The organism is Microbacterium sp. 18062, from assembly GCF_902706225.1.
GTDB lineage: Bacteria > Actinomycetota > Actinomycetes > Actinomycetales > Microbacteriaceae > Microbacterium.
Map to the genome: position 1 here is coordinate 14198 of NZ_CACSKB010000002.1, position 13896 is coordinate 28093.

12 protein-coding genes are annotated in these 13896 nt (G+C 70.7%); 9 read left to right on the forward strand and 3 right to left on the reverse strand.

Features of this window, described 5'->3' with window-relative positions; genetic code table 11:
• The first annotated feature begins 41 nt into the window (after positions 1-41).
• Entirely contained in the window at positions 42-2294 is a 2253-nt protein-coding gene (locus GVL03_RS01190) for a bifunctional (p)ppGpp synthetase/guanosine-3',5'-bis(diphosphate) 3'-pyrophosphohydrolase (protein WP_159498667.1), read from the forward strand.
• On the opposite strand, the gene GVL03_RS01195 is transcribed toward GVL03_RS01190, so the two are convergent.
• From GVL03_RS01195 to GVL03_RS01205, 3 genes are all read right to left on the reverse strand, one after another.
• The gene (locus GVL03_RS01195) at positions 2281-2814 is read right to left on the reverse strand and encodes a hypothetical protein (protein WP_159498669.1); all 534 of its coding nucleotides are present in this window, start codon (positions 2812-2814) and stop codon (positions 2281-2283) included. The genes GVL03_RS01190 and GVL03_RS01195 overlap by 14 nt on opposite strands.
• Positions 2815-2906: 92 nt before the next feature.
• On the reverse strand, positions 2907-4181 hold the full coding sequence (locus tag GVL03_RS01200) for a DUF349 domain-containing protein (RefSeq protein ID WP_159498671.1): 1275 nt from the start codon (positions 4179-4181) through the stop codon (positions 2907-2909).
• A gap of 192 nt (positions 4182-4373) precedes the next feature.
• The gene (locus tag GVL03_RS01205; protein WP_159498673.1) at positions 4374-4637 is read right to left on the reverse strand and encodes a dioxygenase; all 264 of its coding nucleotides are present in this window, start codon (positions 4635-4637) and stop codon (positions 4374-4376) included.
• Positions 4638-4744: 107 nt separating this feature from the next.
• Between GVL03_RS01205 and GVL03_RS01210 the strand changes: the two genes are divergently transcribed.
• The 8 genes from GVL03_RS01210 to aroC all read left to right on the forward strand — a co-directional run bounded on the left by GVL03_RS01210 (position 4745) and on the right by aroC (position 13828).
• Positions 4745-6076: a replication-associated recombination protein A gene (locus tag GVL03_RS01210; RefSeq protein WP_159498675.1), complete on the forward strand. Its 1332-nt coding sequence runs from the start codon at positions 4745-4747 to the stop codon at positions 6074-6076.
• A gap of 253 nt (positions 6077-6329) precedes the next feature.
• Positions 6330-6959: a 30S ribosomal protein S4 gene (gene rpsD, locus GVL03_RS01215; protein WP_159498677.1), complete on the forward strand. Its 630-nt coding sequence runs from the start codon at positions 6330-6332 to the stop codon at positions 6957-6959.
• 127 nt (positions 6960-7086) lie between these two features.
• Positions 7087-7299, forward strand: coding sequence for a hypothetical protein (locus tag GVL03_RS01220; protein ID WP_200847014.1), 213 nt, complete (start codon positions 7087-7089; stop codon positions 7297-7299).
• Positions 7300-7365: 66 nt separating this feature from the next.
• Positions 7366-10032, forward strand: a complete 2667-nt coding sequence (gene alaS, locus GVL03_RS01225; protein WP_159498681.1) for an alanine--tRNA ligase — start codon at positions 7366-7368, stop codon at positions 10030-10032.
• Positions 10029-10502 carry a Holliday junction resolvase RuvX gene (ruvX, locus tag GVL03_RS01230; RefSeq protein ID WP_159498683.1) on the forward strand — a complete coding sequence of 158 codons (474 nt, stop codon included), beginning with the start codon at positions 10029-10031 and terminating at the stop codon, positions 10500-10502. Before alaS ends, ruvX begins: the two co-directional genes overlap by 4 nt.
• A complete protein-coding gene (gene mltG / locus GVL03_RS01235) occupies positions 10502-11764 on the forward strand; it encodes an endolytic transglycosylase MltG (RefSeq protein WP_159498685.1) in 1263 nt (420 codons plus the stop codon). Before ruvX ends, mltG begins: the two co-directional genes overlap by 1 nt.
• On the forward strand, positions 11734-12594 hold the full coding sequence (locus GVL03_RS01240) for a shikimate dehydrogenase (protein ID WP_306770301.1): 861 nt from the start codon (positions 11734-11736) through the stop codon (positions 12592-12594). The genes mltG and GVL03_RS01240 overlap by 31 nt, the downstream gene beginning before the upstream one ends.
• A 4-nt stretch (positions 12595-12598) precedes the next feature.
• On the forward strand, positions 12599-13828 hold the full coding sequence (gene aroC, locus GVL03_RS01245) for a chorismate synthase (protein WP_159498687.1): 1230 nt from the start codon (positions 12599-12601) through the stop codon (positions 13826-13828).
• Positions 13829-13896 lie beyond the last annotated feature (68 nt).

Here is a 13896-nt window from a genome sequence, read left to right on the forward strand (position 1 = left end):
GCGTAGGATGAGTGGATCCGGCGGAGGGTGGTGATTCGAGCATGGCGGAGACCGTCCCGGCCGGTGCGCAGAGTTCGTCGCTGCGCCGCCTGATCCCTCGCATCTTCTCGCGGGCCGCGCGTCGCGACGACGTCGACAAGCTCGTTCGCACGGTGCGCACGCACCATCCCAAGGGCGACCTCGCGATCATCGAGCGCGCCTATGCCGTCGCCGATCGCGCCCACGCCGGACAGAAGCGTCAGAGCGGCGAGCCGTACATCACGCACCCTCTCGCGGTCGCCCAGATCCTCGCCGATCTGGGCCTCGGACCGAAGGCGATCGCCGCGGCCCTGCTGCACGACACGGTGGAGGACACCGGGTACGAGCTCGAGGCGCTGCGCGCCGAGTTCGGCGACGAGGTCTCGATGCTCGTCGACGGGGTGACCAAGCTCGACAAGGTCAAGTACGGCGAGAGCGCGCAGGCCGAGACCGTCCGCAAGATGATCGTGGCGATGTCCCGCGACATCCGCGTTCTCGTCATCAAGCTCGCCGACCGGCTGCACAACGCCCGCACCTGGGGGTTCGTGCCTCCGGAGAAGGCGGCGAAGAAGGCCACCGAGACGCTCGAGATCTACGCACCCCTCGCGCACCGCCTAGGCATCCAGGCCATCAAATCGGAACTGGAGGACCTCTCGTTCGCGGTTCTGCATCCGAAGCTCTACGTCGAGATCGACAGCCTCGTCACGCAGCGCACGCCTCAGCGCGAGCAGTACGTGCACAACGTGATCCAGTCCGTCGAGGAGGATCTGCGCGAACTGCGCATCCGCGGCCGCATCGCGGGGCGCCCCAAGCAGCTGTATTCGGTGTATCAGAAGATGGTGGTGCGGGGGCGCGAGTTCGACGACATCTACGACCTGATCGGCATCCGTGTCATCGTCGGCACGGTTCGCGACTGCTACGCCGTGCTCGGCGCGATCCACGCGCGCTGGACGCCTCTGCCGGGGCGGTTCAAGGACTACATCGCGACCCCGAAGTTCAACCTCTACCAGTCCCTGCACACCACGGTCATCGGTCCGGGCGGGCGCACGGTCGAGATCCAGATCCGCACGAACGAGATGCACCAGCAGGCGGAGTTCGGTGTGGCCGCGCACTGGAAGTACAAGGAGCGGATGGCCGGCGGCAAGGTCGATCCGAAGTCGGTCGACGCCGACATGGCCTGGTTGGCGCACATCTCCGACTGGCAGGCGGAGACGGCCGACCCGGGGGAGTTCCTCGACTCGCTCCGTTTCGAGATCGGCGCCAAAGAGGTCTACGTCTTCACGCCGAAGGGCCGCGTGATCGGACTTCCGGCCGGTGCGACGCCGGTCGACTTCGCCTACGCCGTGCACACCGAGATCGGTCATCGCACGATGGGCGCGAAGGTGAACGGGCGGCTCATCCCCCTGGAGTCCGAGCTGCACTCCGGGGACGTCGTCGAGGTCTTCACGTCGAAGAACCCGGATGCCGGACCCAGCCAGGACTGGCTCGGCTTCGTCAAGAGCACCCGGGCGCGCAACAAGATCCGCGGATGGTTCACGAAGGAGCGCCGCGAAGAGGCGATCGAGCAGGGGCGCGAGTCCATCGCCCGTGCCATGCGCCGCCAGAACCTGCCGCTGCAGCGGCTGATGAGCCAGGACTCGTTCACGCGGGTCGCGCAGCAGCTGCGCTACGAGGACGTGTCCGCGCTGTATGCGGCGGTGGGCGAGGGGCACGTCTCGACGCAGTCGGTCATCGAGAAGGTCACGGCGCTCGTCGCCGAGCACGACACCTCGACGGGGCCCATCGACATCCCGCACATCGGGCGTGGGCGCGCACCGCGCGAAGGCGATTCCGGTGTGCTCGTGCGCGGCGCTCCGGACATCCTCGTCAAGCTCGCGAAGTGCTGCACCCCTGTCCCCGGCGACGAGATCGTCGGTTTCGTCACGCGGGGGAGCGGCGTCTCGGTGCACCGCACCGACTGCACGAACGTGAAGTCGCTCATGACCGAGCCCGACCGCCTGATCGACGTGGAGTGGGCGCCGACGACGAAGAGCGTGTTCCTCGTGCAGATCCAGGTCGAGGCCCTCGACCGCTCGGGGCTTCTGAGCGACGTCACCCGGGTTCTGAGCGAGCACCACGTCAACATCCTCTCGGCCACGGTATCGACCTCCAACGACCGGCTCGCCATCAGCAAGTTCGTCTTCGAGATGGGCGACACGGTGCATCTGGACCGCGTGCTGAACGCTGTCCGCCGGATCGACGCGGTCTACGACGTCTACCGGGTCACCTCGTCCTGAGGATCTCGGCGAGGGTCCGCAGGGCCGCGTGCTTGTGCGGGACCCGTCTCGACGCGTCCAACCAGCGCACCCCCGATGCGAGGGCGTCCCGGTCGAAACGCTCCAGGACTCCGCGATGCTCCGGTGTGCCGCTGCGGGCGAGGTCGGCGACGGTCCGGGGGACGGTCGTGACCGCGACCCCGCCGACGCGCCGGAGATCGGCATCCGGGATCCGGGGGTCCCGGTACACGAACCGGCGGCCGATGGGCTCGTGCAGCCGACGGTCGCTCGCCCGCTGCAGACGGTGTCGGACGGGAGGCTCGTCGAGAGCACCGTGGACCCAGGCGGCGCTGTCCAGGATAGCCGCGAGGTGAACGCCGGCGAGCGAGCGGAGCGACGCCGCACGCAACGACGCGGTCTCGACGGTGTCGGCCGGCACATAGCCCTCGCCGAGACCGACCAGATGCCCGTCCAGACATGCCGCGCTCAGCTCCGCCGTGCTCAGCGGACCGCCGGGGAAGTAGAGGAAAACCGAGGACATGCCCCCAGTGTGGTCCGCGGCACACGGTCCCGGAGCCATCCCGGTCCCGGCTGTGGAGAGTCAGAGCCCGTTCGGCGCGGGGGAGAGGAGGATCAGCCGCCGATCGCGCGGAGCCAGGCCTTCCGCGTCTCCAGCGCGTCCCGAGCGGTCGCGATCGCGCGGGCGTCCTTGCGCTTCTCGGCGTCGGCGAGCTCGGCCTCGAGCTTGTCGATGGCGTCGGTGAGCTGCCGCGTCATGTCGTTCGCCCGCGCCGTGGTCTCCGGATCGTTGCGCTTCCAGTCGGTGTCCTCGCGCGCGCGCACGGACTGCTCGATCTTGCGCAGGTCGTCATCGAGCCCGCGCTCCTTGTCGCGCGGGAAGATGCGTCCGATCTCGTCCCACTCGCGCTGGATCGCGGTCAGCTGGCGACGCGCCGAGGCGAGGTCGACGACGTCGACGATGGGACGCGCCCGCTCCAGCAGCGCGCGCTTGGCCTCGATGCGCTCCTTGGACTCCTCGGCCTCGACGGACTCCCGCTCGATGCGCGCCCCGTACAGGGCGTCGCCGGCGGCCTTGAACCGCGCCCACAGCGCGTCGTCGACCTTCTTTCCGGCGCGGCCGGCAGCCTTCCACTCGTCGAGCAGCCCGCGGTAGGCGGGGATGCCGTCCTCGCCCCGCGGCGCGAGCGCCTCGGCCCGCTCCACGAGGCGCGTCTTCAGCTCCTTGGCGTGCTTGTGGGTCTCATCGAGCTCCGCATAGAAGGCGCGACGGTGCCGTTCGACCGTGCTGCGGGCGTCGCGGAAGCGGGTCCAGAGCTGCTGGGAGACGGACTTGGGCAGTCGCGGCCCGTTCTGCTGATGGGCCTGCCACTGATCGAACAACTCGCCGATCTCGGCCGACACCTGCTTCCACTGCACCGACCGCGGATCGCGCGCGGCGATGGCCTCGGCGCGTTCGACGAGCGCGGTGCGCTCGACGACGGCGGCGTCCACGGCCTCACGGGCAGCCTGCGCCTCAGTGGCGGAGGCCTCCTCCAGAGCGGAGAACAGGTTCGTCAGGCGCGTGGCGAGGGCGGCGAGGTCGCCGACGGCGGCCGCTCCCTCGAGCCTGCCCCGAAGGGTTGTCGCAGTGTGACGCAGATCCGTGGCGGATGCGCCGCCGCGTCGGTGACGGACCTCCAGAAGCGTCACCTCGCCGGCGAGGTCCGCGTACTTCCGCGTGAAGTAGGCGAGCGCCTCTTCGGCGGATCCGTCCGGGTACTGACCCACCACGCGCCATTCGGCGCCCTCGCGCACCGAGACGGTGCCGTCGTCGTCCACGCGACCCCACGGCTCGGCGGGGACCCCGGTGTCGGGTTGATCGGGAGTGTGTTCTGTCGCGGCAGTCACAGGGCACCTCAAGCGGCTCGCGTCGGCGGTCGGGCAATCGGCATCAGCCTAGTATGCGTGGATCGGAGCGCCGCTCGGCGTCATGCCCCGGGTTTCTCCGCGCCTCGGCCGGGCGCTCCGTGAGGGAGAAGCACGGCTCGCCCGTCGCTTCCGGTCGCCGAGACCCGCAGGGGCGACCGGTGGACCGGAACGTCAGGGGGCGGTGGTCTCCGTGGGAAGAGGCGTCGGGGTCGACGTGGAGGAGGGCGTCGGCTCGGGCGCACCGGGGCCGAGCGTGTAGTACGCGATCTGTGCGCCGACCACCGCGAGGATCAGGACGCCACCGGCCACGCCGGCGATGAGGTTGTCTCGACGCCGACGACGGATGACGCCGTCGTGGAACTGTCGTCGTGCCTGATACGTCCGAGCGCGTTCGCGCTCCGCGCGCTGGTCGCGTCCCCTCGCGTTCGCCGCCACCTGTCCTCCTTCGGATGTCGCTCGAGCCTGCCCGATCCTACGCACACCTCGTGGTCGCGGACAAAGGCGACGTCGTCGGTGTCGGCGCGCACGGTTAGCCTGTGGGGATGACCACGTCCGGCGCGCTCTTCCAGGGCCAGACCCCGCTCGCCGTACGCATGCGCCCCACATCGCTCGACGAGGTCGCCGGACAGCGGCACCTGCTGCGTCCCGGCTCGCCGCTGGTCGCTCTCGCCGACTCCGAACGGCAGACGACCGGTGCGGTGTCGGTCATCCTCTGGGGGCCGCCGGGCACGGGGAAGACCACTCTCGCTCAGGCGATCGCCCGGTCGTCCGGGCGGCGCTTCGTCGAGCTGTCGGCGATCACCGCGGGCGTGAAGGACGTCCGCGAGGTGATGCAGGAGGCACTCACGCAGCGCGATCTGTACGGCCAGTCGACCATTCTGTTCCTCGATGAGATCCACCGGTTCACCAAGGCGCAGCAGGACGCGCTCCTGCCCGGCGTCGAGAACGGCTGGGTCGTCCTGATCGCCGCGACGACCGAGAACCCGTCGTTCTCGGTGATCTCGCCCCTGCTGTCCCGTTCGCTGCTCCTGACGCTCGAGCCCCTCGTCGACGACGACCTCGGGGCTCTCGTCGACCGTGCGGTCGACGACCCGCGGGGCCTCGCCGGTACCGTGACCCTCGCCGCCGATGCGCGGGCGGCGCTCGTGCAGATGGCCTCGGGCGACGCGCGACGCGCGCTGACGGCGCTCGAGGCGGCCGCGGCGATGGTCGAGACTCCCGATTCCGACGAGACGCCGGAGATCACGGCCGAGGCGGTGGGGCAGGCGGTCGACCGGGCGCTGCTACGATACGACCGTCAGGGCGACGAGCACTACGACGTGATCAGCGCCTTCATCAAATCGATCCGCGGCAGCGATGTGGATGCGGCGATCCACTATCTCGCGCGCATGATCGAAGCGGGCGAGGACCCGAGGTTCATCGCGCGGCGTCTGGTCATCTCCGCCTCCGAGGACATCGGCCTCGCCGACCCGCAGGCGCTGCAGATCGCGGTCGCGGCCGCTGACGCCGTGCAGTTCATCGGCATGCCGGAAGGCCGCATCCTGCTCGCCGAGGCGACCGCGTACCTCGCCTCGACGGCGAAGTCGAACGCCGCCTACCTCGCGATCGACCGCGCGATAGCCGACGTCCGCAAGGGCGGGTTCGGCCGGGTTCCGAACCACCTCCGTGACGCGCACTACGCGGGTGCGAAACGGCTCGGGCACGGCAAGGGCTATCGCTATCCCCACGACAGCGACATCGGCGTGGTCGCCCAGCAATACCTTCCCGATCCGCTCGTCGGGCGCCGCTACTACGAGCCCACGACGCACGGACACGAGCGCGACGTGTCGAGCCGGCTCGAGAAGATCCGCCGCATCCTCTCCGGCGAGGCATGACCGCACCTGGACCGCGACGGCACCGGAGTCCGCGCCGTCGCCAGCGCCGCCCGGGGAGACGGGCCCGCGTGCATCGGGGTGCGCGCATCCCCGTCTGATAGGATGAATCGGCTCGAGACCGGGTTCTCGGGCATCCCCCTCCTCTGATCAAGACCTTCCGGCGTGCTCCGGCGTGCGGTCCGGAAGGGCGAGGAGCGGGGGATACGTCCGTGAGCCGCGACAGACGCGGCCACGTCATCGAAAGGAACGCTTCGTGACCACGAAGTCCCAGGACCGCCGCAAGGTCCGCCTCTCCCGTGCGCTCGGCATCCCGCTGACGCCCAAGGCCGCCCGCTACCTCGAGAAGCGTCCCTACGCTCCAGGTGAGCACGGCCGCACCAAGCGCAAGGCCGACAGCGACTACGCCGTGCGCCTGCGCGAGAAGCAGCGTCTGCGCGAGCAGTACGGCATCCGCGAGAAGCAGCTGCGCATCGCGTTCAACGAGGCCCGCCGCACCGACGGCCTGACCGGTGAGAACCTGGTCGAGCTGCTCGAGATGCGCCTGGACGCCCTCGTGGTGCGCGCCGGCTTCGCTCGTACCACCGCCCAGGCCCGTCAGTTCGTCGTGCACCGCCACATCCTGGTCGACGGCCAGATCGTGGACCGTCCGTCGTTCCGCGTGAAGCCCGGACAGCTGATCCACATCAAGGCCCGCAGCGAGGGCACCGAGCCCTTCCAGGTCGCGGCCGCCGGCGGTCACGCCGACGTCCTGCCCCCGGTTCCGGGCTACCTCGAGGTCGAGCTCGACAAGCTGCAGGCGCGCCTCGTGCGCCGCCCGAAGCGCGCCGAGGTCCCCGTGACCTGCGACGTGCAGCTCGTCGTGGAGTACTACGCGGCTCGTTGATCCCGCAGTGACGAAGGGCGTCGGGGGCTCCCGGCGCCCTTCGTCGTCCACACCATGGAACGAGGCGTTCTCGCCTACGATGGACGAGGACCGCGAGGCTCGCGGCCGCGACGAGGAAGAGGCCCCGGTGAAGAATGTCCTGTTGTTCGTGCTCGGTACGGCGGCCGGGTTCGTGCTCGCCCACCTGGTGAACAAGGACCCGCGGGGCCACGAGGTGCTCGCCGAGATCGACGCTCGCATCAGCGAGTTCACCGACCTCATCGGCGACGCCTATCGCGACCAGCAGGCCCGGTTCACCGACGACGGCGCGCTGGAGCCCGCCGACTCGACCAAGGACTGACCCCCCGTATCACCGTGCGCCCCGGGGCCGTCCATGCCCGCGCGCTCATCCCGAGGAACACACCCCATGAAGACCGCTGAGATCGCCGAGCGCTACCTCGCCTATTTCGAGAAGAACGACCATGTCATCGTCCCCTCGGCGTCGCTCGTCAGCGATGACCCGACGCTGCTTTTCACGGTCGCCGGGATGGTGCCGTTCGTCCCCTACCTGAACGGGACCGTGCCTCCGCCCTTCCCGCGTGCCGCCGACGTGCAGAAGTGCATCCGCACGAACGACATCGAGGAGGTCGGGCACACCGCGCGCCACGGCACGTTCTTCCAGATGCTCGGCAACTGGTCCTTCGGCGACTACTTCAAGGAGGGGGCGATCACCTACGCGTGGGAGCTCCTCACCTCGCCCGAGTCCGCCGGCGGGCTCGGCTTCGACGAGAAGGACCTCTGGGTCACCGTGTATGAGACCGACGACGAGGCCGCCGCGCTCTGGCAGCGGATCGCCGGCCTCCCTGCGGAACGGATCCAGCGTCTCGGCAAGGAGGACAACTACTGGTCCACCGGCCAGCCCGGCCCCGCGGGCCCCTGCTCCGAGATCTACTTCGATCGCGGCCCGAAGTACGGCCGCGACGGCGGCCCCGCGGTCGACGACGGCCGGTTCACCGAGATCTGGAACCTCGTCTTCATGCAGGACGCGATCGCCAACGTGCGCTCGAAGACCGAGTTCGACATCGTGGGGGAGCTCCCCCACAAGAACATCGACACCGGCATGGGGCTCGAGCGCGTCGCCTTCATCAAGCAGGGCGTCGACAACATGTACGAGATCGATCAGGTCCGTCCGGTCCTCGACCGCGCCGTGGAGCTCTCGGGCCGTCCGTACGACGTCGACCACGAGGACGACGTGCGCTACCGCGTCATCGCCGACCACGTGCGCTCCTCGCTCATGCTCCTCTCGGACGGGGTGACCCCCTCGAACGAGGGCCGCGGCTATATCCTGCGTCGTCTCATGCGCCGCTCGATCCGGGCGATGCGCCTGCTCGGCGTGGACGGACCGACGTTCCCCGAGCTGTTCTCCGCCTCGCGCGACGCCATGGCGGCCGCGTACCCGGTCGTGGCCGACGACTGGTCGCGCATCTCGCAGTACGCGTTCGCCGAGGAGGAGACGTTCCTGCGCACCCTCGCGTCGGGGTCGACCATCCTCGACCTCTCGATCGCGCAGACGAAGCAGTCCGGAGGCACGTCGCTTCCGGGCACGGAGGCCTTCCTCCTGCACGACACCTACGGCTTCCCGATCGACCTCACCCTCGAGGTCGCCGAGGAGGCGGGGCTCAGCGTCGACCGTGCGGCGTTCGACACGCTCATGCAGGAGCAGCGCTCCCGCGCCAAGGCCGATGCGAAGAGCCGTCGCCGCGCGATCGCCGACCACAGCGTCTACCGCGACTTCCGCGCGAAGGGCGAGACGGTCTTCACCGGCTATTCGGATCTCGAGACGGAATCCACCGTGCTGGGCATCCTCGTCGACGGCGCTCCGGCCGACCGCGCGCGCGCGGGGCAGATCGCGGAGATCATCCTGGCCGAGACCGCCCTCTACGCGGAGTCGGGCGGGCAGGTGGCCGACAAGGGCGCGATCGTCGGGGCGGGCTTCGAGCTCGACGTGCTCGACGTGCAGAAGCCGGTGCCGGGGCTGGTCAGCCACACGGTCGAGGTCAGGGTCGGTGAGGTGGGCGTCGGCGACCCCGCGACCTCCGTCGTGGATGCGGTCAACCGCCGCGCGGCCCGGCAGGCACACTCGGCCACGCACCTCGTGCACGCCGCTCTTCGTGACACCCTCGGCAAGAGCGCGACGCAGGCGGGGTCGCTCAACCGCGCCGGCTATCTGCGCTTCGACTTCACCTGGGGTCAGGCGCTGTCGCCCGAGACACGCACCGAGATCGAGGAGATCACGAACAACGCGGTGCGCGACAACCTCGAGGTCACGACGCGCGTCCTGTCGCTCGACGAGGCCAAGGATCTTGGGGCCATGGCGCTGTTCGGCGAGAAGTACGGCGACACCGTCCGGATGGTCGACATCGGCGGACCGTGGTCGCGGGAGCTCTGCGCCGGCACGCACGTGTCGTCGAGCGCCGAGATCGGGCTCGTCAACCTCGTCGGCGAGTCCTCCGTCGGCGCGGGCGGCCGTCGCGTCGAGGCGCTCGTGGGGCTCGACGCCTTCCGCGACCTCGCCGCCGAGCGCGCGATCGTCTCGCAGCTGTCGACGTCGCTGAAGGTGCCGCGCGACCAGCTCCCGGCGCGCATCGCCGATCTCGCCGCGAGCCTCAAGGCCGCAGAGAAGAAGATCGCCTCTTTCGAGGCGCAGGCCCTGGCCGGCCAGGCCCCGGAGCTCGTATCCCGGGCCCGACGGGTGGGCGCGGTGAACCTCGTCGCGGCCTCGATCGGCGCCGCGGCCTCCGCCGACGACCTGCGGTCGCTCGCGCTCCAGGTGCGCGACCGTCTCGGCGCCGAGGCCGGCGTGGTGGCGCTCGGTGCGGTCGTGGGCGAGCGTCCCGTCGTGATCGTGGCGACGAACCCCTCGGCACGGGATGCGGGAGCGAAGGCCGGCGTCCTCGCCAAGGCCGCCGCGTTCGCGCTCGGCGGGGGGGGCGGCGGGCGCGACGACGTCGCGCAGGGCGGCGGCACCGACGCCACCGCTCTTCCGGCGGCGGTCGAGGCCGTCGTGGCGGTGCTGGAGTCGGCTCGCGCGTGAGCGGGTTCCGACGGGGCGTGCGGCTCGGCATCGACGTGGGCAGCGCCCGCGTCGGCGTGGCGCGTTCGGATCCGGACGGACTCCTCGCGACACCCGTCGAGACGGTCGCCCGCGACGAGAACTCCGTCCCGCGCGTGGCGCTCCTCGCGCAGGAGCATGCCGCGGTCGAGGTCCTGGTCGGGCTTCCCGTGAACCTCCGGGGCGAGGACACCCCGTCGACGACCGACGCTCGCGCATTCGCAGCCGATCTCGCGCGTGCGGTGCCCCTCCCGGTGCGGCTGGTGGACGAGCGGCTCAGCACGGTGTCCGCACATGCGGCACTCAGGCAATCCGGACGCTCGCAGAAGAGCTCTCGTGGCATAGTGGACCAGGTCGCAGCCGTGATCCTGTTGCAGAACGCCCTCGACGTCGAGAAGCGGACGGGGAGCGCGCCCGGAACACCCGTATCCCCGGACGAGGAGCCCGATTGATGTCCGATACGACGCCGCCGTCCCGGCGTGCGGCCCGCGAGGCCGCCGCCGCGGCGGACTCCGCCCGCGCTGCCGAACGACCGGTGTCCGCCCCTCCGGCGGCGTCGCTCGATGCGCTCTTCACGGGCGAGACCACCACGGAGGTCCTCGGTGCTCCGCCACCGCCGGCGGACAAGCGACGCCGCCGTGTCGGCGCGTGGATCGCGCTGGCGGTCGTGGTCGCCATCCTCGGCGGCCTGGCCGGCGGGGGCCTCTGGGTCTGGAACGCCTACGAGGACAGGATCCGTGCGTTCATGGGCTGGGAGGAGCCCTACGACTACGAGGACGGTCTCGCCAACGGCGAGACCACGATCACGATCTCCTCGGGCGACGCCGGCCCGCAGGTGTCGCAGAAGCTGTACGACGCGGGCGTCACGAAGACACCCGACTCGCTGTACGACTACATGATCGAGAACGCGGTCGGGTTCACGTTCCAGCCGGGCGTCTTCCGCCTGCAGAAGCAGATGACGTCCGCGGCCGTCCTGGCCGCGCTCGACGACCCGGCGAACCGGATGGAGAACTCCGCGCAGCTGCGCGAGGGGCTCACGGCCGAGCAGACGATCGCCGCGATCTCGGAGCAGATGGACATCCCCCTGGCCGAGCTCGACGCGGCCGTCGCCGACCCGGCCGTGTACGGCGTCGCGGCTGACTCGCTCGAGGGCTGGCTCTTCCCGGCGACGTACACGTTCGATCCCGACACGACCCCGCAGCAGATCATCCAGCGACTCGTCGATCGCGCCGTCGAGGCCCTCGACAGCGCGGGCGTGCCGGTGGAGGATCGCCAGCGGATCCTCACGATCGCCTCGATCATCCAGCGCGAGGCGCGCTCGACCGAGGACTTCTACAAGGTGTCGCGGGTGATCGAGAACCGTCTCGACCCCAGCAATCAGGAGACCTTCGGGCTCCTCCAGATGGACTCGACCGCGCAGTACGGCTACGACGAGATGCACGACGGCACGGCGAGCTCGTCGGCTGAGGCTCTCGAGGACGACAACCTCTGGAACACCTATGTGCACCCGGGCCTGCCGGTCGGTCCGATCTCCAATCCCGGAGACACGGCCATCGCGGCGGCGCTCGCACCGGCCGACGGCCCCTGGCTCTACTTCGTGACCGTGAACCTCGACACGGGGGAGACGGTGTTCACCTCGACGGCGAGCGAGCACGAGCAGGCCGTCGAGCAGTGGCGCGCCTGGTGCCGGGAACACCCGGACTCGGGATGCTGACGCCCCACCGCCTCGCCGTCTGGGGCGATCCGATCGAGCACAGCCTCTCACCGCAGCTGCACGCGGCCGCGTACGCGGCGCTCGGCAGCGGCTGGACGTACGACCGTCGGCGCGTGACCGAGGCGGAGTTCCCCTCAGCGCTCGAAGCGCTCGGCCCGGGATGGCTGGGGCTCTCGCTCACCATGCCGTTGAAAGCCGTCGCGTACCGGACCGCGCTGCGACGTGACCGTCACGCTCAGACGACCGGCGCGGTGAACACCCTTCTGCTCGGCCCGCACGGCCCGCACGGCTTCAACACGGACGTGGGGGGAATCGTCGCGGCGCTGCGCGAGGGTGGGCTCCCCAGGGTCGACCGGGCCCGGATCGTGGGAACGGGCGCCACGGCGACGTCCGCCCTCGTCGCCGCGCACGAGCTCGGCGCGAAGACGGTCGAGATCGCGGCGCGCCGGCCAGACGCCGCGGCCCGGCTCGCCGCAGTCGGCGGGGAGCTGGGCGTGCGGGTGTCGGCATCCGCCATCGACGCCGCGGACCACGCCGACGTCCCGCTCACGATCGCCACGCTTCCGGGCGACGCCCGGCTCGACCCCTCCGTGGCCGAGGGGCTGGCCGCGTCGGGAGGCGTGCTGCTGGATGTGGTCTACGGGACATGGCCGACCGTGCTGGGCAGCGCATGGCTGCGCGCCGGGAAGCCGGCGACCTCGGGGCTCGGGATGCTGCTGCACCAAGCGCTCCTGCAGGTGCGCGTCTTCGTCAACGGCGACCCGGCGGAGGCCGTCGAGAACGAGGAGCACGTGCTGGCGGAGATGCGCCGTGCGATCGTGGGAGACTAGACCAATGCTCCGCGTGCTCACGGCCGGCGAATCCCACGGCCCCGAACTCGTCGCCCTCATGGAGGGCCTTCCCGCCGGCGTCCCCGTCTCACGGGCGGCGATCCAGGCCGATCTCGCCCGTCGCAAACTCGGCTACGGTCGCGGCTCGCGGATGAAGTTCGAGGAGGACGAGCTGACGATCTCGACCGGTGTGCGCCACGGCGAGTCCCTCGGCAGCCCGATCGCGCTGCGCATCGGCAACACGGAATGGCCGAAGTGGGTCGAGGTGATGAGCGCCGAGCCGGTCGAGCTGACCGACCGCTCCCGCGGCCGCGGCGCGGCATTGACCCGCCCCCGTCCCGGTCACGCCGATCTGGTCGGCATGCAGAAGTACGGCTTCGACGAGGCGCGTCCGATCCTGGAGCGCGCGAGCGCCCGCGAGACCGCGGCGCGGGTGGCCCTCGGGGCGATCGCCCGCGCGTTCCTCGGGGAGCTCGGCATCGGCCTGGTCAGCCACACGCTGTCGATCGGTCCCGTCCGGGTCCCCGACGGCGCCGCGCTTCCCGTCCCCGGTGACGTACGGACGCTGGATGAGGATCCGTTGCGCTGCTTCGATCCGGAGACCTCGGCGCGCATGGTCGCGGAGGTCGACGACGCCAAGAAGGACGGGGACACCCTCGGCGGCGTCGTCGAGGTGCTGGCGTACGGTGTGCCGCCCGGGCTCGGATCCCACGTGCAGTGGGACCGCAAGCTCGACGCGAGGCTCGCGCAGGCCCTCATGAGCATCCAGGCGATCAAAGGCGTCGAGATCGGCGACGGGTTCGAGACGACTCGTCGTCGCGGCTCCCAGGCCCACGACGAGCTGTTCGCCGCGACCTCGGGCATCACGCGCGCGAGCGATCGCGCGGGCGGTACCGAGGGAGGCATGTCGACGGGCACCGTCCTGCGCGTGCGTGCCGGGATGAAGCCGATCGCCACCGTCCCGCACGCGCTGCGGACGATCGACGTCGCCACCGGCGACACCGCGTCCGCGCACCACCAGCGCTCGGACGTGTGCGCCGTGCCGGCGGCGGGCGTCGTCGCCGAGGCCATGGTCGCCGTCGTGCTGGCCGACGCCGTGCTGGAGAAGTTCGGCGGCGACAACGTCGCCGAGACACGTCGCAACCTCGAGTCCTACCTCGCCGCCATCCCGGAGACGCTCCGCACGAGCGGGGCGAGCGACCCGGCGCTGCGGGGCGATGAGCACGTCCGCTGAGTCGGAGGTCCCCGAGCGGGATTCCCGGCTCCTTCCGGATGGTCCTCGACCACGGGTCGCCGATGCGG

Coding starts and splice junctions, on each gene's coding strand:
- GVL03_RS01190 (WP_159498667.1), top strand. CDS start 42: ATGGCGGAGACCGTCCCGGCCGGTGCGCAGAGTTCGTCGCTGCGCCGC.
- GVL03_RS01195 (WP_159498669.1), bottom strand. CDS start 2,814: ATGTCCTCGGTTTTCCTCTACTTCCCCGGCGGTCCGCTGAGCACGGCG.
- GVL03_RS01210 (WP_159498675.1), top strand. CDS start 4,745: ATGACCACGTCCGGCGCGCTCTTCCAGGGCCAGACCCCGCTCGCCGTA.
- alaS (WP_159498681.1), top strand. CDS start 7,366: ATGAAGACCGCTGAGATCGCCGAGCGCTACCTCGCCTATTTCGAGAAG.
- mltG (WP_159498685.1), top strand. CDS start 10,502: ATGTCCGATACGACGCCGCCGTCCCGGCGTGCGGCCCGCGAGGCCGCC.
- aroC (WP_159498687.1), top strand. CDS start 12,599: ATGCTCCGCGTGCTCACGGCCGGCGAATCCCACGGCCCCGAACTCGTC.